The organism is Ectopseudomonas composti (assembly GCF_900115475.1).
Lineage (GTDB): Bacteria > Pseudomonadota > Gammaproteobacteria > Pseudomonadales > Pseudomonadaceae > Aquipseudomonas > Aquipseudomonas composti.
On sequence record NZ_FOWP01000017.1, the window covers coordinates 83,763 to 105,314 of the forward strand.

19 protein-coding genes are annotated in these 21,552 nt (G+C 62.6%); 12 read left to right on the forward strand and 7 right to left on the reverse strand.

What is annotated here, in order from left to right; translation table 11 throughout:
* Positions 1-4: 4 nt before the first annotated feature.
* The 4 genes from BM059_RS23135 to BM059_RS23150 all read left to right on the forward strand — a co-directional run bounded on the left by BM059_RS23135 (position 5) and on the right by BM059_RS23150 (position 5,000).
* Positions 5-1,747, forward strand: a complete 1,743-nt coding sequence (locus BM059_RS23135; RefSeq protein ID WP_074941518.1) for an FAD-dependent oxidoreductase — start codon at positions 5-7, stop codon at positions 1,745-1,747.
* A 3-nt stretch (positions 1,748-1,750) separates the two neighbouring features.
* The gene (locus tag BM059_RS23140; protein WP_074941519.1) at positions 1,751-2,071 is read left to right on the forward strand and encodes an NIPSNAP family protein; all 321 of its coding nucleotides are present in this window, start codon (positions 1,751-1,753) and stop codon (positions 2,069-2,071) included.
* 66 nt (positions 2,072-2,137) lie between these two features.
* Entirely contained in the window at positions 2,138-3,904 is a 1,767-nt protein-coding gene (locus BM059_RS23145; RefSeq protein WP_074941520.1) for an FAD-dependent oxidoreductase, read from the forward strand.
* A gap of 94 nt (positions 3,905-3,998) precedes the next feature.
* Positions 3,999-5,000 carry a tripartite tricarboxylate transporter substrate binding protein gene (locus BM059_RS23150; RefSeq protein ID WP_074941521.1) on the forward strand — a complete coding sequence of 334 codons (1,002 nt, stop codon included), beginning with the start codon at positions 3,999-4,001 and terminating at the stop codon, positions 4,998-5,000.
* 63 nt (positions 5,001-5,063) lie between these two features.
* Here BM059_RS23150 and BM059_RS23155 read toward each other — a convergent pair whose 3' ends face one another.
* From BM059_RS23155 to BM059_RS23180, 6 genes are all read right to left on the reverse strand, one after another.
* Positions 5,064-5,735 carry a TetR/AcrR family transcriptional regulator gene (locus BM059_RS23155; RefSeq protein WP_036998316.1) on the reverse strand — a complete coding sequence of 224 codons (672 nt, stop codon included), beginning with the start codon at positions 5,733-5,735 and terminating at the stop codon, positions 5,064-5,066.
* 98 nt (positions 5,736-5,833) lie between these two features.
* A complete protein-coding gene (gene quiC / locus BM059_RS23160; RefSeq protein WP_036998318.1) occupies positions 5,834-7,741 on the reverse strand; it encodes a 3-dehydroshikimate dehydratase QuiC in 1,908 nt (635 codons plus the stop codon).
* Between the two features lie 187 nt (positions 7,742-7,928).
* Entirely contained in the window at positions 7,929-8,816 is an 888-nt protein-coding gene (locus tag BM059_RS23165; RefSeq protein WP_074941522.1) for a DMT family transporter, read from the reverse strand.
* Between the two features lie 128 nt (positions 8,817-8,944).
* Positions 8,945-9,760, reverse strand: coding sequence for a sugar phosphate isomerase/epimerase family protein (locus tag BM059_RS23170; RefSeq protein ID WP_074941523.1), 816 nt, complete (start codon positions 9,758-9,760; stop codon positions 8,945-8,947).
* Positions 9,761-9,773: 13 nt separating this feature from the next.
* Positions 9,774-10,823, reverse strand: coding sequence for a Gfo/Idh/MocA family protein (locus tag BM059_RS23175; protein WP_074941524.1), 1,050 nt, complete (start codon positions 10,821-10,823; stop codon positions 9,774-9,776).
* Between the two features lie 322 nt (positions 10,824-11,145).
* A complete protein-coding gene (locus BM059_RS23180; RefSeq protein WP_074941525.1) occupies positions 11,146-11,922 on the reverse strand; it encodes an IclR family transcriptional regulator in 777 nt (258 codons plus the stop codon).
* 554 nt (positions 11,923-12,476) lie between these two features.
* Here BM059_RS23180 and BM059_RS23185 point away from each other — a divergent pair.
* From BM059_RS23185 to BM059_RS23195, 3 genes are all read left to right on the forward strand, one after another.
* Positions 12,477-12,947, forward strand: coding sequence for a tripartite tricarboxylate transporter TctB family protein (locus tag BM059_RS23185; protein WP_036998327.1), 471 nt, complete (start codon positions 12,477-12,479; stop codon positions 12,945-12,947).
* A 13-nt stretch (positions 12,948-12,960) separates the two neighbouring features.
* Positions 12,961-14,475, forward strand: coding sequence for a tripartite tricarboxylate transporter permease (locus tag BM059_RS23190; protein WP_036998328.1), 1,515 nt, complete (start codon positions 12,961-12,963; stop codon positions 14,473-14,475).
* Positions 14,476-14,543: 68 nt separating this feature from the next.
* Positions 14,544-15,545, forward strand: coding sequence for a tripartite tricarboxylate transporter substrate binding protein (locus tag BM059_RS23195; RefSeq protein ID WP_013717226.1), 1,002 nt, complete (start codon positions 14,544-14,546; stop codon positions 15,543-15,545).
* A 55-nt stretch (positions 15,546-15,600) separates the two neighbouring features.
* Here the strand turns inward: BM059_RS23195 and BM059_RS23200 are convergent, their stop codons facing one another.
* The gene (locus tag BM059_RS23200) at positions 15,601-16,470 is read right to left on the reverse strand and encodes a helix-turn-helix domain-containing protein (RefSeq protein WP_036998330.1); all 870 of its coding nucleotides are present in this window, start codon (positions 16,468-16,470) and stop codon (positions 15,601-15,603) included.
* Positions 16,471-16,605: 135 nt separating this feature from the next.
* On the opposite strand from BM059_RS23200, the gene pobA reads away from it, so the two are divergent.
* From pobA to BM059_RS23225, 5 genes are all read left to right on the forward strand, one after another.
* Positions 16,606-17,796, forward strand: coding sequence for a 4-hydroxybenzoate 3-monooxygenase (gene pobA, locus BM059_RS23205; protein WP_074941526.1), 1,191 nt, complete (start codon positions 16,606-16,608; stop codon positions 17,794-17,796).
* A gap of 206 nt (positions 17,797-18,002) precedes the next feature.
* Entirely contained in the window at positions 18,003-19,055 is a 1,053-nt protein-coding gene (locus tag BM059_RS23210) for a TRAP transporter substrate-binding protein (protein WP_036998333.1), read from the forward strand.
* Positions 19,056-19,113: 58 nt separating this feature from the next.
* Entirely contained in the window at positions 19,114-19,644 is a 531-nt protein-coding gene (locus tag BM059_RS23215) for a TRAP transporter small permease (RefSeq protein ID WP_051563873.1), read from the forward strand.
* Complete coding sequence (locus BM059_RS23220; protein WP_074941527.1) at positions 19,641-20,963, forward strand: TRAP transporter large permease; 1,323 nt, start codon at positions 19,641-19,643, stop codon at positions 20,961-20,963. The genes BM059_RS23215 and BM059_RS23220 overlap by 4 nt, the downstream gene beginning before the upstream one ends.
* Positions 20,964-21,088: 125 nt before the next feature.
* Positions 21,089-21,552, forward strand: a 464-nt coding sequence (locus BM059_RS23225; RefSeq protein WP_139220783.1) for an OprD family outer membrane porin, incomplete at its 3' end; no start/stop codon positions are given.

The following is a 21,552-nucleotide window of genomic DNA, read 5'->3' on the forward strand; positions in this document are numbered from 1 at the left end:
CGAGATGAACGCTGCCATTCAAACTGCCACAACTCAAACCACTGCAAGCAACGCGCAGGTCTACGACTTGATCGTACTGGGCAGCGGCGCCGCCGGTTTTGCCGCCGCCACGACCGCCGCCTGTCGTGGCCTCAAGGTGCTGATCGTCGAGAAAGCCTCCACCTTCGGTGGCACTTCGGCGATTTCCGGTGGTGCCGTATGGATCTATGGCACCGACCAAGCCAAGGCCGCAGGCGCCAAGGACAGCGCCGAGGCGATGCGCAGCTACTTGCAGCACGTGATCGGCGCTGGCTACGACCCTGAACTGGTCGACGCCTTCATCGAGCGTGGCCCTGAAGCAATGCGCTGGCTACATGCCAACACCGAGCTGAGCTACAGCCTGCGCCCACATTCACCGGACTATTACCCCGACGCCCCCGGCGGCACCGAGCGCGGCCGCGCGCTGGAAATCGATGAGTACGACGGCAATCGCCTGGGCGAGCACTTCGCCAGACTGCGCATGCCACCACCGGGCATGCTGCTGTTCGGCGGCATGATGGTGAACCGCGTCGACATCCAGCATTTTCTCAGTTTCCGTCGCTCGCCCGTCTCGCTGTGGCACTGCATCAAGCTGATGAGCCGCTACGCGCTGGATCGCATGCGCCACCCGCGCGGTACTCGCCTGACCACCGGTAATGCACTGATCGCGCGCCTGGCCACCACCGCGTTCGCCAATGGCGTGGAACTGTGGCTGGACAGCCAGGCGCAGGAGCTGATCATCGAGGACGGCGCCGTGCGCGGCGCCCGCATCACTCGCGACAGTCGCACGCAGGACGTGCGCTCGCGTGGCGGTGTGGTCTGCGCCATGGGTGGTTTTGCCGCCAGCGCCATGGCCGCCAACTTCCGCCCACCCAGCCCCGATCCGCACCTGAGCATGTCGCCGTCCAGCAACATCGGCGACGGGTTGCGCCTGGGCGCAGCGGCCAATGCCGCAGTCGGCGAGGATCTGGCGGCGAATTTCTTCTGGGCTCCGGTTTCCGAGGCGGTGCATGCCAACGGCGAGCGCGAGCGCTTCCCACATCTGGTGACCGACCGTGCCAAGCCGGGCGTGATCGCTGTCAACCAGGCCGCAGAGCGCTTCGTCAACGAGTCCAACTCCTACCACCACTTCGTGCAGACCATGTTCGCCACTGGCAACACCCGTTGCTGGCTGATCTGCGATGCCACCGCGATGAACAGCTATGGCATGGGCCTGGCTCGCCCTAGTCCGGTAGACAACAGCGCACTGATTGCTTCCGGCTACCTCAAGCAGGGCAAGACCATCGAGCAACTGGCGCAGACCATTGGCTTGAACCCACTCGCTCTGCGCCAGACCCTGGAGCGCTACAACAATGACGCTCGCCAAGGCATCGACCGTGCGTTCGAAAAAGGCGGCAACAGCTACAACCGCTACATGGGTGACCCATCCCGCCGCCCGAATCCGTGCCTGGCGCCGCTGGAGCGCGGCCCGTTCTACGCCATCGCCATCCATACCGGTGACCTCGGCTCGGCACGCGGCCTGCGTACCGACCGTTTCGCCAACGTACTGGACAACCACGGCAAGCCCATCGAAGGCCTATACGCCGGCGGCAACGACATGAACTCGATCATGGACGGCACCTACCCCGGCCCCGGCATCACCCTTGGCCCAGGCCTGACCTTTGGCTACATCGCCGCCACCCATATCGCCGAGCGCCTCGCCTCGGCCACCACGACGCCCAAGGAGTAATTCATGTTCTACGAAATGCGCACCTACACCCTCAAGCCCACCTGCATGGCCGATTGGCTGGCGCTGTACCAGAGCGATGCGCTGGCCGTGCAGACCGAGCACCTGGGGCAACTCGTCGGTTTCTTCACCACCGAGTTCGGCGAGGCCAACCAGGTGGTGCACATCTGGGCCTACGACAGCCTCGACGATCGCAGCAAGCGCCGCGCCGCCATGGCCGCCGACCCACGCTGGGCCGCCTTCGGCCGCAAGAACAAGGAACTGGACGCGGTGGTCACCCTGGAGTCGCGCATCCTGCGACCGACCGGGTTCTCGCCCCTGCAGTGACCTGACCTAGCTCCGTACCCCCTACAAACGCAGGCGCCACGGCGCCTGCGCAGGACTCGCTCGCCCATGCAAAACGACAAGACCAAGCAGGCTACGCGTACGCTCGATTGTGACGTGCTGGTGATCGGCTCCGGCGCTGCCGGGCTGACGACGGCAGTAACTGCGGCAGAGCACGGTTTGAGCGTGGTGGTTGCGGAAAAAGCCGAGCAGCTTGGCGGCACCAGCGCCTGGTCCGGTGGCTGGTTGTGGGTACCGCGTAACCCGTTGGCCCAGGCCGAAGGGCTGATCGAAGAAAGCGATGCGCCAGAGCGCTACCTGCGCGAGCAGACCCATCGCCAGCGACTCGACGCGCTTCAGCAGGCTTACCTGCAACGCGGCCCGGAAATGGTCGAGTTCTTCCAGAACCGTACCGCCGTGCAGTTCTACTCCGGCAGCCGCATGCCGGACATGCGCGATGGCGATGGTGCGGCAGCCGGCGGTCGCTCATTGTGTGCGCAGCCTTTCGACGGTCGTCTGCTCGGCGATGCCCTGCAAAGGATGCGCGCCCCGCTGGATATCGTCAGCCTGTTCGGCATGGGTATCGCCGGCGGCGCCGACATGGCCGCGTTCTTCAACGCTCGCCGCTCGCTACGCGCCGCGTTGCATGTTGCTGGTCGCCTGCTGCGCCATCTGCGCGACTACCTGCTGCATGGCCGCGGTATGCAATTGGTCAACGGCAACGCGCTGGTGGCGCGCCTGCTGCGCAGCGCCCTGGATCGCCAGGTCGAACTGCTCAGCGGCTGCCCCGCACGCCACCTGCTGCACGCCAACGGCCGGGTCTACGGCGCAGTGTTGCAACAGGCGCAGGGCGATCTGCAGGTCAATGCACGACGTGGTGTGGTGCTGGCCTGTGGTGGCTTTCCCCATGATCGCCAGCGCATCGCACAACTGATCGCGCACGCCCCCACCGGCACCGAGCATCACAGTGCCGCCCCAGCAGAGAACAGTGGTGATGGCCTGCACCTGGGCGAAGCTGTGGGCGCCGTGGTCGCTGCTGACCTGGCACATGCCGGCGCCTGGGCACCGGTCTCGCGCGTGCCTCGTCGCGATGGCAGCATCGGCAATTTCCCGCATTTGGTCGACCGGGCCAAACCGGGCTTTATCGCAGTTCGCCGCGACGGCAAGCGCTTCACCAACGAGGCCGACTGTTACCACGACTTCATGAACGCGCTGATCGAGGCCACGCCCGCAGACGAGCCCATAGAGGCCTGGCTGATCTGCGACGCCAGGGCGCGCTGGCGCTACGGCATTGGCTGGGCCAAACCGCTGCCATTCAGCGATGCCCATTATCAGCGCTGCGGCTACCTGCATAGCGGCGCCAACAGCGCCGAACTCGCGGCCCGCTGCGCCATCGATGCACCGGCACTGCAAGCCACGCTCGAGCGTTTCAATCGCTTCGCCAGCCAGGGCGAGGACCCTGACTTCCAGCGCGGCCGCTCGGCCTACAACCGCGCCCAGGGCGAGGTGCTGCAGCAGCCCAACCCGTCACTGCGCGCCCTGCGCGGACGCCTTTATGCGGTGAAGTTGCACCCCGGCAGCCTGGGCACCTTCGCTGGCCTGCGCACCGATGCCGACGCACGCGTTCTGGATGCCAGCGGCCACCCCATCACCGGCCTGTTCGCCGTGGGCAACGACATGAACAGCGTGATGGCCGGCTATTACCCCAGTGGCGGCATCACCCTCGGTCCCGCGCTGACCTTCGGCTACCTCGCCGGCCTGGCCCTGGCCGATGACAGCACATCGCACCAAACGACCCGTCCCGTCCCCACACAACAGGAGGTTCAGGTGCTGTAGCAGGGTGCCTCGCATGCTCTCGACTCACCTGCAAGACAAGGTACGCCCCGGCCTGAACAGGGGTTCACAACAACAACCGATGGAGAACATCCACATGCTCAAATCCCTACTGACCGGCGCCGCTCTCGGACTCGGCGCCATCACCATGGCCCTGCCGGCTCACGCCGCCTACCCCGAACGCAGCATCCAGGCCGTCGTCCCATGGGGCGCAGGGGGCGCCACCGACAACGTGATGCGCAGCTTGAGCGCCCATGTCGAGAAAGAACTCGGCACCAAGCTGGTCATCACCAACCGTCCTGGCGGCACCGCGCTCATCGGTGGCACCTACGTCAGACAACAACGCCCCAACGGCTATACCCTGCTGCTGGGCGCGGAGAACCCACAGTTGTACCAGGTGATGGAGCTGGCCGACTTCGATTACAGCGCCTTCTACCCGGTCAACATCATCGCCCAGAACAACGTCCTGATCGCCGTTAAGGCCGACAGCCCATGGCAAACCATGGACGACCTGCTCAATGCCATTCGCAAGGGCGAGGGCAATATACGCATGGGCAGTACCGGCGTTGGAGCGCTGCAAAACACCGTGTTCTCGATGTTCCGCGCGGTAGAAGATCTGAAAGTACGGGAAGTGAATTTCCAGGGCGAAGGCCCGATCGTCAGCGCTCTGCTCGGCGGTCATATCGACTTCACCCCGCTGTCCTTCGCCGCTAGTAAGGAAATGGTCGCCTCGGGCAAATTCCGCGCCCTGGCGGTCTTCGCCAGCGACGAGTTACCGGAGCTGCCAGGCGTGGAGCCGATCACCAAGACCTTGCCGAATCTGGCCCAGTACCTGCCATGGGGCCCGTTCTATGGCGTGTTCGTCCACAAGGACACCCCGGACGAAATCAAGCAGACACTGGTCAAGGCTTACGCCAATGCGGTGGCAAGCGATGACTACCAGGCGTTCCTGAAGAATTTCGGCGCCAAGACCCTGAATATCCACGGCGCCGAAGCTGACGCCTTCCTCAAGCGCTGGCAGTCGGTCACCACCTGGTCGATGTACAAGGCCAAGGCCGTGGCCATTTCACCAGAGTCGGTTGGTATCGCGCAGCCATAACCCATGAAAAAGCCCCCTGACGATGACGTGGCAGGGGGCTTTCGTATCAGGTTTCCGCACGAACTAACGCTGCACGTAGCGCAGCACAGCCTCACAAATCATCTCTTTGTGACGCTGCTTGATCTCATCACCCTGAAAATCGATGGCAAAAATATGCCCGAAGGTATGCCTGTTCGATACGCGGTAGAAACAGAACGAGCTCATCAGCAGGTGCACGTCCAGTACGTCGATGTTGGAACGGAACACGCCTTCCTGCTCGCCACGACGAATGGTTTTGCCGAGGGTGTCGAGCACCACGTTGCTCATCTGACGGATGGCAGGCGACTGTTTGACGTACTCGCCGTAGTGGATGTTCTCGATGCTGACGATGCGTACGAAATCGACATTGCGGTCATGGTGGTCGAAGGTGAATTCCACCAGGCGACGGATCGCCAGAGCCGGAGGCAGCGACGCCAGATCGAGCCGGCTCTCGGTGCCGCGAATATCGCCGTAGAGCTTGATCAGAACCTCGAGATAGAGCTGCTCCTTGCTGCCGAAGTAGTAATAGATCATCCGCTTCGAGGTGTCGGTACGCTCGGCGATGGCATCCACCCGCGCGCCCGAGAGGCCCTGTTGGACAAACTCGGTGATAGCCGCCTGGAGAATGCTCTCGCGGGTCTTCTCAGGGTTGTTCTTGCGCGCCTTGCGCACCGCTCCCGATGGGGCGGAGGCAAGGCCTACGGCTGCTTCAGTCATACGGCAATGATCTTTTTATAGGTATGGATGGAACGAATTATGGCAGGCCGCACAGTCTCTGGGCAGCGTCGCCCTGTCGGGACAGCGCTGCCTCACAGTCAGAGCCTTGGTTTCTTCATCGAACCACTGCGCGCCTTGGCCATGGCCGCCAGGCGCACCGCGACATTGGCCGCGCCATAGCCGACATAACCATTCTTGCGCTGAATGATTTCGAAGAAGAAGCGTTCTTCGAACGGCTCGGTGTAAACATGAAACAGCTCGCCACCCTGAGCATCGCGGTCGTAAAGCACGTTGTAGTAGGCCAACTCGCTGAGGAACTCATCGTCGAAATCGAAGCGCGCGGCCAGATCGTCGTAGTAGTTCAGCGGGATTTCCAGCAGCGGCACACCCGCCTCTTTGGCCCGTGCCACTTCGGCGAAGATGTCCTCACAGGAGAACGCGATATGGTGCACACCAGAGCCCTGGTAGCTGGACAGCGCATGGGCGATGGCAGTGTTGCGGTTCTCCGAGATGTTCAGCGGCAGGCGGATCGAGCTGCAACGGCTACGGATCGCGCGACTCTTCACCAAGCCGTAGGGATCCGGCAGCACCACTTCATCATCGGCCTCGAAGTCGAGCAGGCTCTTGTAGAACAGCACCCAGCTATCCATGGAGTCAGCCGGCAGCGCCAAGGCCATGTGGTCGATGCGCTGCAGGCCGCCGCTGGCTTCCGCACTGGCATCCAGGCTGAAGTCGGTGTCATAGATGGTCTGCCCTTCTCCTGCCTGCTCCACCAGGTAGATCAGGCTGCCATCCGGCGCACGCACCGCTGGAATCTCACGTTCGTTGGGCCCGACCAGACCACGATAGGGCTGGCCGTGATAATCGCAGGCGCGCTGCAGCGCCTCGGCGCCATCCCTGACCCGCAATGCCGTGGCACACAGTGACGGGCCATGGGACGCGAAGAAATTGTGCGCGAACGAATAGGGTTCGGCATTGAGCACGATGTTGATATCGCCCTGGCGCAGCAGGCTGACATCCTTGGAGCGGTGCTGGCCGGCGTGGGCGAAGCCAAGGCGCTCCAGCCAGCCGGCCAGGCGTGCACCAACCGCCTCATCGACGGCGAACTCGAGAAACTCCACACCATCGTAACGGTGCGCCGAAGGCGGCGTGAACAGCACGCCCGGCTCGATGCTCACACCCTCTTTTTCCAGGCGCTTGTGGGTTTTCTCTTCCAGATAGAGCAGCGAACGCAGGCCGTCAGCGGCGTTCTGTCGAGTCGGCGCAGCACGGAAGCCATCGTTGAAGATTTCCAACGACAACGGGCCGCGATAACCGGTGCGCAGGATCGGCGCGAGGAAACCCGCCAGGTCGAACTCGCCCTGCCCAGGGAAGCAGCGGAAGTGGCGGCTCCACTCCAGCACGTCCATCGCCAGGATCGGCGCATCGGCCATCTGCACGAAGAAGATCTTGTCACCGGGAATCTCGGCGATGGCGCTCGGGTCACCCTTGAGCGACAGGGTATGGAAGCTGTCGAGGATCATCCCGACGGCCGAATGATCGGCCTGTCGCACCAGGTTCCACACCTGCTGATAGGTGTTGACGTGGCGTCCCCAGGCCAGCGCCTCGTAGCCGATACGCAGACCGCGCGCACCGGCGCGTTCGCCCAGCAGGCGCAGGTCGTCGATGAGAATTTCGTCATCGCCCAGCGAGTCGGCGGCGACGTTGCTGCACACCAGCACCAGGTCGGTGCCCAGCTCTTGCATCAGGTCGAATTTGCGCTCGGCGCGATCGATATTGCGCTGCAAGCGATCACGGCGGCACCCTTCGAAATCGCGGAAGGGCTGGAACAGGGTGATGGCGATGCCAAGGTCAGCGCAACGCTTGCGAATCTCGGTCGGGCTGCCGTCGTAATAGAGCAGGTCGTTCTCGAAGATTTCCACACCGTCGAAACCGGCCGCGGCGATGGCTTCGAGTTTCTCGGGCAGGGTACCGCTAAGGGAAACGGTGGCAATTGAACGCTGCATAGACGGCTCCGGGCTGAGGCGGCGCCGTGGAGGGCAAAGTGAGGGAGGCGAGACGCGCTCATGAGCCCTCACTTAGCCGGTTGGTCGGCGCTCATGGATTGTTCGTAGCCTGGATTATTGGCAAGGGCGGACATATCGGCAATTCAAAATGAACGAACCAGTTAGTTTTCGTTCGATTATCGAACACCTACTGTTTCCGAGGACCTCGCCTGTTCTGCCAGGCAGCCGCCAAACCGCTGAGGCAGATGATGAGTATTCCGATCAGCGCGGTGTTATCCGGCCTGTGCTGGAATACCAGCAACCCCAACAGCCCGGCAAAGACGATCTGCACATAGCCAAACGGCGCCAGCAAGGCCGGCGCCGCGTAGCGAAAGGAATGCGTCAGCAACAGGTGCGCCGCCATGCCGCAACCGCCCAGGGCCAGCATCATCAGGCCGTGTGCCAGGCTCGGCACATGCCAGAAGAACGGCACCAACAGGCTCATCACCAACGTGTTGACCAGCCCCGCGAAGAAGTTGCTGGTAGTGGCACTGTCCACAGTGCTCAGGCGCCGGGTCAGTATCTGATAGAAACTGAAGCAAAGCGCCGCGCTCAGCGGCAACAGAACCGCCGGGGTGAACAGATCACCACCGGGATGGACGATGATCATCACGCCGATAAAGCCGACGATCACTGCGACCCACTGCCCAAGGCTGACCTTCTCCCCCAGCAGCGGTACCGACAGTGCAGTTACCAGCAGCGGAGCCAGGAAGATCACCGAGGTCGCCTCGGCCAACGGCATGTACATCAAGCCCGTGGTGAACAGCAGGCTGACGGAGAGCAGACAGAGCGCCCTCAATACCTGCAGGCCAGGCCGCTTGGTACGCAGCACACGCAAGCCGGACTGCGGCAGGAAGATGCCGGCCATCAGCAGGGTGTGCACGACATAACGTGCCCAGACGATCAGGATGATCGGATAGAAGCCGGACAGGTATTTGGAAATCGCATCGTGGCTGGCGAACAGAAAGGTCGCCAGCACCATCAGCGCAATGCCCTTGAGTGGATGATTGACGCCGGATAGCGGTGTGGAACTCATTGAATGCTCGGGATGCGGACATGCCGCGGAACCATAGATAGGCAGCTAACTATACAGATCTCCCAATCCTGCCGCCTATGACCCGCGTGACAGTATCTGACCCGCGGGTGACGGACGGCATCGAGACGCTATACCTGCCCTAGCAAACGCCGCGTCTTGTCCATGGCCATCTGTGCCCGCTGCAGCGCACTGACGCCCTGCTCGAGCAACTGACGCGTGGGAATTTCCAGGCTCAGAGCAATGGTCGGCGGCAGCGCACGCAGTAACCCGAGCAGATCGCTGTCGCCATCGCCAGGGAAACGTCGCTCGTTGCGCGCTTGACGCAGAATCTCATCCATATCGTCCGGGCAGGGGCCATTGACGTCGCACAGTTGCGCGTAACGCATGCGTTCGGCCGGCACCCGCGCCAGGTCCGCCAGGCTGGAGCCGGAGCGATCGAAGTGGAAGGCATCGACCAGAATGCAGCCATTGGGACGGTTTGCCGCATCAACGATGCGCCTGGCTTGGGTCAGATCGCGGGCGTTGGTCCAAGGCATGAACTCCAGGTGCGGGAACAAGCCAAATGGCGCGGCCAGGTCACAGACGGCTGCGAAGTTCTCGGTCAGACGCGCTTCGTCCGGGTCATTGCCGGCGATCAGCACGTCGGTCGCGCCGAATTCGGCGCCCACCTCGAAAATGGCTTCTAAATCGCTGACCCGGGTTTCCGGCTTCAGACGCAGGATCTCGATATCCGCCACTTTGATTCCGGTATCGCTCAGGCGCTTGCGGGTCTGGGCGCGCAGACCGGCATCGGCCATCAGCGGAAAGTGGTGCTCCTCCGGCGTAGCCGGCACCAGGCGCAAGCCAACATGGCTGTAGCCCGCACGGGCGGCCACATCGATCATTTCCGGTGGTGACACTTCGAGGACGGTGAGGGCAGCAAGGGACAGAATACGTTCGCTCATGATGATTCTCGAATCAGATAATTTCAGGGGCACAGGCCTGGCCGCTTTCGGCTGCCTGGCGGATGGCCTCTACCAGCGCCAGGGTGCGACCGGCATCGGCGGCGTTGATTAGCGGTTGGGCCTGACCTCGGGCAACCGCGATGAAATGCAGCAACTGACGGCGCAGGGCTTCGCCGGCTTCGAAGCCTTCCTGCACCTGCAACAACGGCTGGTGCCAGCCGGCGCCGTCCTCGGCGTAATGCCAGCGCTTGAGCTGCGGAATACTCAGTGCCCCGCGCGTGCCGGCGAGCAGGTAGCAGGGCTGGTCAGCCTGCCGCGGGTAGACCGGGTTCTCGCCCGAGTCCAGCTCCCAGCTCCAGGGCGCAGCGACGGCGTCGGAGCCAGTCAGGCTGCCCAGCGCGCCGCCTTCGAACTGCAGTAGCACCGCGGCGCTGTCCTCGTTGGCGAAGCCACGCACACCATTGCTGGTGATGGCTTGAACCTGGCGCACCTCGCCACACAGGTGGCGTAGCAGGTCGAGGTCATGAATCAGGTTGGTCAGCAGCATGCCGGCACCCGCTTCGCGGCGCCAGGCGATGTCGTAGTAGCTGTCGGGCTTCTGCACCTGCCACAGTGCGGTCACTGTGGTCAGCCGGCCAAGAGCGTCCTGTTCGATCAGCTCGCGGGCACGGGCGATCAATGGATTGTGTCGACGATGATGGCCAACCAGCACAGGCACGCCACTGCGCTCACTGGCAGCCACCAGTTCGCGCACCTCATCCAGGTGCACACCCACCGGTTTCTCCAGAAGTACCGGTACGCCCGCTGCGATGCAGTCGAGCGCAGTGCTGACATGCAGCGCATTCGGGTTGGCGACGATCACCGCCTCGGGTCGCGCTTGCGCCAGCATCTGCTGGTGATCGGCGAAATATGGCACGCCACATTCAGCCGCAAAATCGGCAGCCTGCGGACCAGGATCGGCGATGGCGCACAACTGTGCTTCGGCCAGATTCTGCAGGTGCTGATAGTGCTGGCGGCCCATGACGCCAGCGCCGATCAGGGCAATACGCAAAGGGGAAGTCACGCGTTGATCCTCTTGTTGTCGTTCTCACGCAGGTGCGCCGAATGCATCAGGCACAGCCATTTAATATTTAGAACTTAGTTCCAAAAGTTACGCAAGACGAAAATGCAGCGGATATCGCAGGCCTCGCTGCACACCTCTAGAAGTCGTCGCGGAATTCGTAAGGTGCGCCATGCGCACCGCGCCTTCAGAGCAATCGGATTTGGCATCCGGCCCGCGGATTACTGCAGGCGCGGCAGTGCCGAGAAGGACGCTGATTCGCGGCTGAAGCGGAATGCCGCCCAGCCGCTCCGACGATGGATTGGGTATATCGCCGTCTAGCCGATCAGGCGAACAACTCGGAGGCGGGGCTTGCAGCGGACAACTCATTGGCGGCTGCCAGCAGTTCCGCCGCCAGCTCATGCATGCGCGCGAGCGGCAAGCGTGCGCTCGGGCCGGCGATGCTGAGCACACCGATCACCCGACCATCACGCGGGTCACGCACCACAGCAGCCAGCGCTGCGGTGCCGAGCGACGAACTCTCCATGACCCAGGCATAACCCTGCTGACGCGCCAGGGCCAGGCGCTGCAGCAACTCCTGTTCGTTGCGTGGCGCATTGGGGCCGACGTCGGCAGAGTCGGCGACACCCTGCCGCGCCACCAGTTCCAGGGCCTCGGCATCGCTCATGCTGGCCAGCCAGGCGTGCCCGGAGGCGGTATAGAACAGCGGCGCGTCACGCCCCATGTCGGGGTCGTAACGCAGGCCGGAGCGGGCGCCCTGGCTCTTGGCGATCCAGGTCTGGCGCTCGCCCTCGATCACGCCAAGGCGTACCAGCTCGCCGCTGGTTTCAGCCAGGCCATCAAGAATCGGCTGTACCACGTCAGCGCCGCTGTTGGTCAGATAGCGAAAGCCCAGCGCCACCAGTTTGGTGGAAAGCCGATAGCGACTGGTGAGCGCATCCTGGCGTACGTAACCCAGGCGAATCAGTTCGGCGAGCATGCGATGCGTGGCGCTCTTGGGAATACCCAGCTCATCGGCCAGAGCCTGCATCTGCACACCACGGGCGTCGCGAGTGAGGCTTTCGAGAAGGCTGAGCGCGCGTTCGATCTGACTGCCGGCCATGAGAGAGTCCTGGAAAATTTGCGCCGATTCTAAGAGACAAGCGCCCGCCGATGCGAGCCAGACGCACGCCTGCCTCTGGATGCATGGGCGCGGACGCGCGATACTGCCGAGGCGACGCGTAATGTACTAACTGGTTCGTTCTTGTTCGGTTATCGAACAGAACCCCGTTTAGCGAATTGAAATGGCCAGCCTGGTCGGCTCACTATTCCTACCACGCCTGAAAACGAAGCGATCTTCTGCCTGGTGCATCACGCTTCGAATGTTTCAGCAGCCAATAAATATAAGAAGGTCAATTGTCATGTCACAGCCTATGCACCTGCGTGCCCCGGCCTCCCATGCCACAGCCAGGGCCACTCCTCGCCCGGCCACCAGCTCGTTGCTCGACGACTGGTCATCCCTATCGACGCTAGCCATGCCCGTCCTCGCCCCTGCCTGTCATGACATGCACTGGAGCTTCCGGCCGCGCCTGTTCAGCTCGCTGCTTGCCAGGCTGCTGCCTGCGCGCAAAGCCTGACTCAGCCCCTTACTCTCCCCCATTCTGTCGGAGCGATAGCATGAACAAGACAGACAAGATGCTGGTCGGCGAGCGCACGTTCTGCGCCCTGCTGCTGGTATTAAGCCTGGCGATCTTCTACCTGGCCTACCAGATTTCCGGCTTCTCCTCGGCCAACTCTCCGGGCGCCTTTCCTATCGGCGTGGCGCTGGTGATGATCCTGTCGGCGGTGAAGATTGCCTTCGAGCTGGTCGGCAAGGCACGCCCCGACTGCAGTGGCTGGCTCGATGCCTTCCAACAGTTCCGTCGCCAACATTTCCCCAAAGCTGTCCTGATCTTTGGCCTGCTGGCCGTGGTGTACCTAGCGGCTATTCAGTGGGCCAGTTTCTACGTCAGCACCTTCCTTTTCCTGGTGCTGTCGATTGTCTACCTGCGCAATGGCCGCGTTCTCAACGCCATCCTGATCGCAGCTGTGCTGCTGGTGCTGATCTATCTGCTGTTCAGCCTGGCCTTCAGCGTTTACCTGCCATAACGAGGCACCCGAGATGAGCGATACCTTTTCCTACCTGCTGATGGCCTGGAGCGATCCGCAGCTGCTGATGCTGACTGCGCTGGGCACCTTTGCCGGCATCTATATCGGCGCCATCCCGGGCCTGTCGGTGACCATGGCAGTGTCCATCCTGGTGTCCTTCACCTTCTCCTGGGACGTCAACGACGCCCTGGCGCTGATCGTCGGCATCTTCATTGGCGGCGTTTACGGTGGCTCGCGCAGCGCCATCCTGCTGAACATCCCCGGCGCGCCCTCCTCAGTGGCCACGGCCTTCGATGGCTACCCGCTGGCACAACAGGGCGAAGCCGGACGCGCCATCGGCCTGAGCACCGTAATGTCGGTGGTCGGCGGTATCGTCGGTACCATCATGCTCGCCAGTGCCGCACCGCTGATCGGCGATCTGGCTCTGCGGTTTGCTCCGCGCGACTACTTTCTGGTGGCGACCATCGGCCTGCTACTGGTCGGTAGCCTGTCCGAAGGCTCGCTGGCCAAGGGCATCTTCGCCGCAGCACTGGGTGCGATCATCGGCCTGGTAGGCATGGACCCGGTCACCGCCGAAGGGCGCTTCACCCTCGGCCAGGTCGAACTGATGGGCGGCATCCACTACGTGGTGCTGATGATCGGTCTGTTCGGCGTCGCCGAGGCCTTCTATCAACTGCATAACCTGGACAGCCCCGTCATTCGGCAGAAGGTGGACAAGATCCTGCCGTCCTTCGCCATGGTCCTGAAATTCCTGCCACTGTCGATCCGCACCTCGATCATCGGCGTGGTGGTCGGCGTGTTGCCGGGCGTGGGTGGCGACATCGCTGCGCTGATGGCCTACGACCATGCCAAGCGCACCGTGAAAAATCCGTCCAAACCATTCGGCAAGGGTGCCTACGAAGGCCTGGTAGCCCCGGAAACCGCCAACAGTGCAGCGGTCGGTGGCGCCTACGTGCCGATGCTGACCCTGGGCATGCCGGGCGACGCGGTCACCGCGGTGATCATCGGCGCCCTGGTTGTGCATGGCCTTAACCCCGGCCCGATGCTGATGGTGGAGAACCCGCACATTTTCTACTTCACCGTCGGCAACCTGCTGCTGGCCAACGTGTTTCTGATGATCTTCGGCCTGATGGGCATCAAGCTCTTCGCCAAGTTCGTCGAGATGCCCAAGGCCGTGCTGATTCCGCTGATCCTGGTGCTCTGCGTAGTCGGTACCTACTCGATCAACAGCAGCATGACCGAGGTGTACTGGATGCTCGGCTTCGGTGTGCTCGGCTATCTGCTGAAGATCTTCGGCTTCCAGATGGGCCCGATCATCCTCGGCGCCATCCTCGGCCCGCTGATGGACACCTCGTACCGCCAGGCCATGTCCTCGGCCGGCGATCACCCGGGCGAACTGCTGCAGGGTCTGGTCACCAGCCCGCTGTCGCTGATCCTGACCAGCGCGGTAGTGCTGATCCTGCTGGGCAACACCCCGCTTCTGAAGAAACTCAAGAGCAAGTTCAGCCCGGCTTCGGCCCGCGGCTGATACCCGATTTCACCAGGCGTGCCCCGGCCTACAGGGGCTCACAACAACAACCGATGGAGAGTCTCCACATGTTCAAATCGTTACTGACTGGCGCCGCTCTCGGACTCAGCGCCCTCACCATGGCTCTGCCAGCCCACGCCGAATACCCCGAGCGCAGCATCCAGGCGGTCATTCCCTGGGGTGCAGGTGGCGCCACCGACAACGTCATGCGCAGCCTTACTCCGTACGTGGAAAAAGAGCTGGGCGGCAAGTTCATCCTCAACAACCGTCCGGGTGGCACCGCCGTCATCGGCAGCACCCACGTCATGCAGCAACGCCCGAACGGCTACACCATCCTGCTCGGCGCCGAGAACCCGCAGCTCTATAAAGTGCTGAAACTCGCCGACTTCGATTACGCCGACTTCTACCCGGTCAACATCATCGGCCAGAACGTGGTGGTAATCGCCGCCAACGCCGACGCGCCATTCAACAACATGGCCGAGCTGATGGCGGCTGCCAAGGCCAACCCGGACACCCTGCGCATGGGCTCCACTGGTGCCGGCGGCCTGCCGAGCACCGTCAGCGCGATGATCAACGCAGTGGATGAGCTGAAAGTGCGTGAAGTGACCTTCGGTGGCGACGGCCCCGGCATCACCGCGCTGATGGGCAAGCACATCGACTTCATGCCGCTGAGCCTGGCCGCCGCGCGCGAGCTGGTGCGCAGCGGCAAGCTCAAGGCCCTGGCCGTGTTCGCCACCGAGGAAACCCCGGAACTGCCGGGCGTGGAGCCGATCACCAAGTCCCTGCCGGCCATCGCCGAGTACCTGCCTTGGGGTCCGTTCTGGGGCGCCTTCGTGCACAAGGACACCCCGGATGACGTCAAGCAGAAGCTGGTCGATGCTTACGCCAAGGCCGTGGCCAATCCCGAGTTCCAGGGCTTTCTGAAGAACTTCGGTGCACAGAGCCTGAACCTCAGCGGCGCAGAAGCCGAAGAGTTCCTCAAACGCTGGCAGTCGGTCACCACTTGGTCGATGTACAAAGCCAAGGCCATCGAGATTTCCCCGGACTCGGTTGGCATCGCCAAGCCCTGATCCCTTCCCCTGCGAGTGCTTTCGGCGCCCGCCTCTCTTTCGCCTGCATCGCTGCTCAGCGATGCAGGCGAAATGCCTTGGGCGAAAGCCCGCTGCCACGCTTGAAGAAACGGGAAAAATAGCCCGGTTCGGAAAAACCCAGACTGTCTGACACCTGGCTCACCGTCATGGTGGTGTACACCAGACAGCGCTTGGCCTCGAGCAACAGACGCTGATTGATCAGCTGCAACGCGGATTGCCCGGCCAGCCGCCGGCAAAGCGCATTGAGGTGAGCGGTACTGATCCCCAGGCGCGAAGCGTAATGTTCAATTGGTAGATGCTCGCGAAAGTGCGTTTCGAGCAAATGCACGAATGCCTGCACATGCCCGCGCCCTCGGCCATCGGCAGGCTCCTGCGCCTCACTTCGCGCCAGTTGCCGGCGCGCGATGGCAACCAGCAGGACACTGATCAGCGATTGCAGCATCAGCTCCCGCGCAGGCTCCAGACGGCCGTACTCCTGGCTGATCGACTCGAACAAGGCATCTAGATAACGGCGCTGCTCGCCAACCTCATAGCACATGGGACTCTGCAAGCATTGCTGGCCCAGCGGCGCAGCCAATTGTTCCACCAGCGGTCGCGCCAGGCTCAGCACATAGCCCTGAACATCACGCGAGAAACGAAAGCCGTGCACGCACAGTGCAGGTACGACTTGCAGCGAAGCACTGCGCACCAGGCGCACTTGCCCCTCCACCTCCAGCTCCGCCTCACCCACCTGCACATAGAGCAACTGCAGCAGGTCAGCGTGGCGGTGCGGTTTGATTTCCCAACCGTGCAACTGGCTGCGCTCGGGAATCGATTCGCAGTGGATAAGGTCGGGGGTCGGCCATTCGGTCGTCTCACCGTACAGCTTGAATACCGGCACCAGGGAGGCTTTCGAAGCAGTCATGAGCGGGCTCTAGAAATCATCGGAAAGTCCAAGAATCCTTTTCGATATTGCCTTCTAACCGAGCATGTATCCACAAAAAATACAGACCTGAGCCTGTGAATCGACATACAGCCGATCACGTACTGGAGAACAATAATGAACACTCAGGTCGCCATCATCGGCGCTGGTCCTTCCGGCTTGCTGCTCGGCCAACTGCTGCATAACGCCGGCATCGACAACGTCATCCTCGAGCGCCAAAGCCCCGACTACGTGCTCGGCCGCATCCGCGCTGGCGTGCTCGAACAGGGTATGGTCGACCTGCTGCGCGAGGCCGGCGTGGCTGCGCGCATGGATAGCGAGGGCCTGCCGCACGATGGTTTCCAGCTGGCCTTCGATGGCCGCTGCGAGCGCATCGACCTCAAGGGGCTGACCGGTGGCAAGAGCGTGATGGTCTACGGCCAGACCGAAGTCACTCGCGACCTGATGGAGGCACGCCAGGCCAGCGGCGCCGTCACCTTTTACAACACCAGCCAGGTGCAGTTGCACGAGCTCAAGGGCGAGCGCCCCTACCTGACCTTCGAGCATGAGGGCCGCACGCAGCGCCTGACGTGCGATTACATCGCGGGCTGCGATGGCTTCCATGGCGTATCACGACAATCCATCCCGGCTGGGGTACTTCAGGAATTCGAGCGGGTGTATCCGTTCGGCTGGCTGGGCATCCTTGCCGACACTCCTCCGGTACATGAGGAACTGATCTACGCCAACCACGCACGTGGCTTCGCCCTGTGCAGCATGCGCTCGCCGACACGCACGCGTTACTACGTGCAGGTGGGCGCCGAGGAGAAGGTCGAAGACTGGTCCGACGAGCGCTTCTGGGACGAACTCAAGCGCCGCCTGCCCAGCGAGATCGCCAGCCAGCTGGTCACCGGCCCTTCGATCGAAAAGAGCATCGCGCCGCTGCGCAGCTTCGTCGTCGAACCGATGCAGTACGGTCGCCTGTTTCTGCTGGGTGATGCCGCGCACATCGTTCCGCCGACCGGCGCCAAAGGTCTGAATCTGGCCGCCAGCGACGTCAGCACGCTGTACCGCATCCTGCTCAAGGTCTACCGAGAAGGCCGTGTGGATCTGCTCGAACGCTACTCGTCGATCTGCTTGCGGCGTATCTGGAAGGCCGAGCGCTTCTCCTGGTGGATGACCTCGATGCTGCATCGCTTCCCCGACACCGATGCCTTCAGCCGCCGCATGCAGGAGACCGAACTGGACTACTTCGTCAGTTCCGAAGCCGGCCGCAGAACCATCGCCGAGAACTACGTCGGCCTGCCCTACGAGCCCATCGAGCGGGAGTAATGATCGATATTCGCCCGGGGCCTTCGATGGAGGCTCTGGGCACACGCAATTCGTTCGTTTATCGCACACTAAGTCGTTAATCGAATTGAATAGCCCCTCGCTAACTCGCACCATGCGAGCAGCGAATCCTAGCGGCGGCAGTATTGCAGCCGAATTTGGCTGTATCTGAGTCGCCTACTAACAATGAATAAGAAAGGACATTTGCGATGCACAAGCTTTCCAAGGCTTTGCTGACGCTGCTTGCCACCAGCGTCATGACCTGGGCCAACGCCGACGAGGCCGAGGTCACCCTCAAGGTTCACCACTTCCTGCCGGCGCACTCGGTGACCCAGGCCGACTTTCTCAAGCCCTGGGCAGAGAAGATCACCGCCGAATCCAATGGTCGGATCCAGTTTCAGTTCTACCCCTCCATGCAGTTGGGCGGCACCCCGCCGCAGCTGATCGACCAGGCGCGTGACGGTGTCGCCGACATCGTCTGGACCCTGCCTGGCTACACTAGCGGCCGCTTCCCGCTGGCATCGGCATTCGAGATGCCGTTCATGAGCCGCTCTTCGGAAGCCAGCAGCCAGGCCATGTGGGACTTCCTCGAAGCCCACGGGCAGAAGGAGTTCGCCGATGTGCATCTGCTCGCGACGCACCTGACCGATGGCGCGCTGCTGCACACGGCGAAGAAGCCGGTACGTAGTCTGGCCGACTTCCGTGGCCTGAAACTGCGTTCGGCCAACCGCATCTCCACCAAGCTGATCTCCATGCTCGGTGCCACTCCGGTAGCAATGCCGGTACCGCAGGTGCCGGAAGCGCTGTCCAAGGGTGTGGTCGACGGCGCAGTGCTGCCCTGGGACGTGGTCCCTGCACTGAAGCTGCAGGAACTGGTCAAGTACCACACCGAAATGGCGCCGGGTCAGCCAGCGTTGATGCACACCGCGCTGGTGCTGGCAATGAACCCGGCCAAGTACGCCAGCCTGCCCGATGACCTGCGCAAGATCATCGACGCCAACAGCGGCCGTGAACTCTCACGTCAGGCCGGCCATATCTGGGATACCAACGTGATCGAGACCGGGCACAAGCTGGCTGAAGCGCGTGGCAACGAAATCTACGTGCTGCCTGCAGAAGAGCAGGCCAAGTGGATGGCCATCGGCCGCAAGCTGGACAACGACTGGATCAAGGAAGTCGAGAGCAAAGGCAACGACAACGGTGCTGCGCTGCTGCAAGAAGTGCGCGACCTGATCGAAAGCTACAACGCCAAGCTGCCGCACTGATCGTTAACCCTCGTTGTGCTGGCCGGCACTTGCGGTGCCGGCCTTGCGGAGTCCTCTCATGATCGAAAACCCTGCCTTTCCCGGGCAGCCTCAGCGCACGCGCCCGTTCGGCCAGTTGCTCGACACACTGGCACGCTGGCTGGCACTGGCTGGTGGCCTGGTACTGGTCGCCATCACCCTGCTGTCGGCCTACAGCATCACCATGCGCAGCCTGTTCGATGCGCCACTGCTCGGTGACGTCGAGTTGGTGCAGATGGGCTGCGGCATTGCCGTGGTGAGTTTCCTGCCGCTGTGCCAGTTGCGTCGCAACAATGTCATCGTCGACGCCTTCACCTTGCGCGCCTCGGCCAGCACCCGGCGCTATCTCGACACGCTCGGCTGCCTGCTGATGGCTGCCTGTGCAGCGCTGCTAGCCTGGCGCTCGGTACTCGGCACGCTGGACACTTACCGCAACGGTGAAGAGTCGATCATCATGGGCATTCCGATGTGGTGGTCGATGACGCCTTTCGCGCCGTCTTTCGCCCTGCTCGCCGTCGTTTCCCTTTACACCGCCTGGCTCGACCAGCGTGGTGAGGGAGGCCAGCAATGAGCAGCGTCGCATTGGGCGGACTCTTCCTCGCCTTCCTCTTGGCTCTGCTGGCTATCCGTATTCCGATCGCCATCGCCATGCTGCTGACCGGTATTGGCGGCTACGTCTCGATCAGCGGCTGGGACCCATTGCTCAACTACTTGAAGACGGTGGCCTACGCCCGTTACACCGTGTACGACCTGTCGGTGATCCCGCTGTTTCTGCTGATGGGGCAGTTCGCCTCGCGTGGCGGCCTGGCTACCGGCCTGTTCCGTGCCGCAGCCGCCATGGTCGGGCACTGGCGCGGTGGCCTGGCAATCTCCGCCATCGGCTCCTGCGCAGCCTTCGGCGCGGTCTGTGGCTCATCGGTGGCAACCGCTGCGACCATGGGTCAGGTGGCCCTGCCGGAGCTGCGTCGCTACAAGTACTCCAACTCGCTGGCAGTCGGTTGCCTGGCAGCCGGCGGCACCCTGGGAATTCTCATTCCGCCCTCGGTGGTGCTGGTGATCTACGCCATCCTCGCCCAGCAGAACATCTCCACGCTGTTCATGGCCGCCTTCGTACCGGGCATTCTCGCCGTCATCGGCTACATGATCGCCATCGCCATCTATGTGCGGCTGTTCCCGGACTCCGGCCCAGCACAGGAGCGCTCGAGCTGGAAGCAGCGACTGCAGGCGCAGCAGGGAGTGTGGCCGGTACTGCTGATTTTCCTGGTGGTGCTCGGGGGTATCTACGGCGGCTGGTTCACCCCTACCGAGGCGGCAGCCATCGGCACCGTGGGCACGGGTTTCTTCGCCTTCACCCTGGGCAAGATGCGTCTGGCCGAATTCAAGGAGGTGCTGCTGGGCACCGGCGTGACCACGGCCATGATCTTCATGATCCTGCTCGGCGCCGATGTGATGAACGCCTTCCTGGCCATCTCGCAATTGCCCAACTTCATCGCCGAAACCATCAGCGGCGCAGGTCTGCCACCCTTCCTGGTGCTGGCCGGGATCCTCGTTCTGTACCTGATCCTCGGCTGCGTGATGGACACCATGTCGATGATCCTGCTGACCATCCCGATCTTCTTCCCGGTGATCATGGGGCTGGACTTCTATGGTCTGGACCAGACCGAGAAGGCCATCTGGTTCGGCATCCTGGCCTTGATGGTGGTGGAGATCGGCATGGTCACCCCGCCACTGGGCATGAACGTGTACGTGATTGCCGGCATGGCACGCGATATCCCCATGAGTGACGCCTTCAGAGGCATCGTGCCGTTCCTGATCTCGGACATCGTGCGCGTGCTCATCCTCGTGCTCTTCCCATCGATCACCCTGTGCCTGGTGCGCTGGCTGACCTGAGGACTCGCGATGCATTCAAACAAACGCCGCTGAACCCCGAATAACTGCCACCACTCTCCCCGATGTAGAAGCGTATCCGCCGCTGCGGAGGGGAGCTTTCAACCTTGAAAAAGGAAACGATAACAATGAAAAAAGCTCTGTACCTCGCTCCCAGCGCAATCGCCGTTGCCGTCATGGCCTCCAGCCTCTCGGTCGGCGTTCAGGCTGCCGGCTTCGTTGAAGACGCCAAGGTCACCCTCGGCCTGCGCAATTACTACTTCAACCGTAACTTCCTCAACCAGACCCAGGGCGGTCAGGGCCAGGCCGAAGGCTGGACCCAGAGCTTCATTCTCGACGCTCGCTCCGGCTACACCGAAGGCACCGTCGGTTTCGGCCTCGATGTACTGGGCCTGTACTCGGTGAAACTCGACGGCGGCCGTGGCACCACGGGTAGCCAGTTGCTGCCGGTGCATGACGACGGCCGCCAGGCTGACGACTTCGGTCGTACCGCCGTGGCCGCGAAAGCCAAGATTTCCAAGACCGAGTTGAAGGTCGGCGAGTGGTTCGCCGTGCTGCCGATCCTGCGTGCTGACGATGGCCGTTCGCTGCC

Bases quoted from the DNA above. Each gene is read 5' to 3' on its own strand.
- BM059_RS23135 (WP_074941518.1), top strand. From the start codon at position 5: ATGAACGCTGCCATTCAAACTGCCACAACTCAAACCACTGCAAGCAAC.
- BM059_RS23140 (WP_074941519.1), top strand. From the start codon at position 1,751: ATGTTCTACGAAATGCGCACCTACACCCTCAAGCCCACCTGCATGGCC.
- BM059_RS23145 (WP_074941520.1), top strand. From the start codon at position 2,138: ATGCAAAACGACAAGACCAAGCAGGCTACGCGTACGCTCGATTGTGAC.
- BM059_RS23150 (WP_074941521.1), top strand. From the start codon at position 3,999: ATGCTCAAATCCCTACTGACCGGCGCCGCTCTCGGACTCGGCGCCATC.
- BM059_RS23155 (WP_036998316.1), bottom strand. From the start codon at position 5,735: ATGACTGAAGCAGCCGTAGGCCTTGCCTCCGCCCCATCGGGAGCGGTG.
- quiC (WP_036998318.1), bottom strand. From the start codon at position 7,741: ATGCAGCGTTCAATTGCCACCGTTTCCCTTAGCGGTACCCTGCCCGAG.
- BM059_RS23165 (WP_074941522.1), bottom strand. From the start codon at position 8,816: ATGAGTTCCACACCGCTATCCGGCGTCAATCATCCACTCAAGGGCATT.
- BM059_RS23170 (WP_074941523.1), bottom strand. From the start codon at position 9,760: ATGAGCGAACGTATTCTGTCCCTTGCTGCCCTCACCGTCCTCGAAGTG.
- BM059_RS23180 (WP_074941525.1), bottom strand. From the start codon at position 11,922: ATGGCCGGCAGTCAGATCGAACGCGCGCTCAGCCTTCTCGAAAGCCTC.
- BM059_RS23185 (WP_036998327.1), top strand. From the start codon at position 12,477: ATGAACAAGACAGACAAGATGCTGGTCGGCGAGCGCACGTTCTGCGCC.
- BM059_RS23190 (WP_036998328.1), top strand. From the start codon at position 12,961: ATGAGCGATACCTTTTCCTACCTGCTGATGGCCTGGAGCGATCCGCAG.
- BM059_RS23195 (WP_013717226.1), top strand. From the start codon at position 14,544: ATGTTCAAATCGTTACTGACTGGCGCCGCTCTCGGACTCAGCGCCCTC.
- BM059_RS23200 (WP_036998330.1), bottom strand. From the start codon at position 16,470: ATGACTGCTTCGAAAGCCTCCCTGGTGCCGGTATTCAAGCTGTACGGT.
- pobA (WP_074941526.1), top strand. From the start codon at position 16,606: ATGAACACTCAGGTCGCCATCATCGGCGCTGGTCCTTCCGGCTTGCTG.
- BM059_RS23210 (WP_036998333.1), top strand. From the start codon at position 18,003: ATGCACAAGCTTTCCAAGGCTTTGCTGACGCTGCTTGCCACCAGCGTC.
- BM059_RS23215 (WP_051563873.1), top strand. From the start codon at position 19,114: ATGATCGAAAACCCTGCCTTTCCCGGGCAGCCTCAGCGCACGCGCCCG.
- BM059_RS23220 (WP_074941527.1), top strand. From the start codon at position 19,641: ATGAGCAGCGTCGCATTGGGCGGACTCTTCCTCGCCTTCCTCTTGGCT.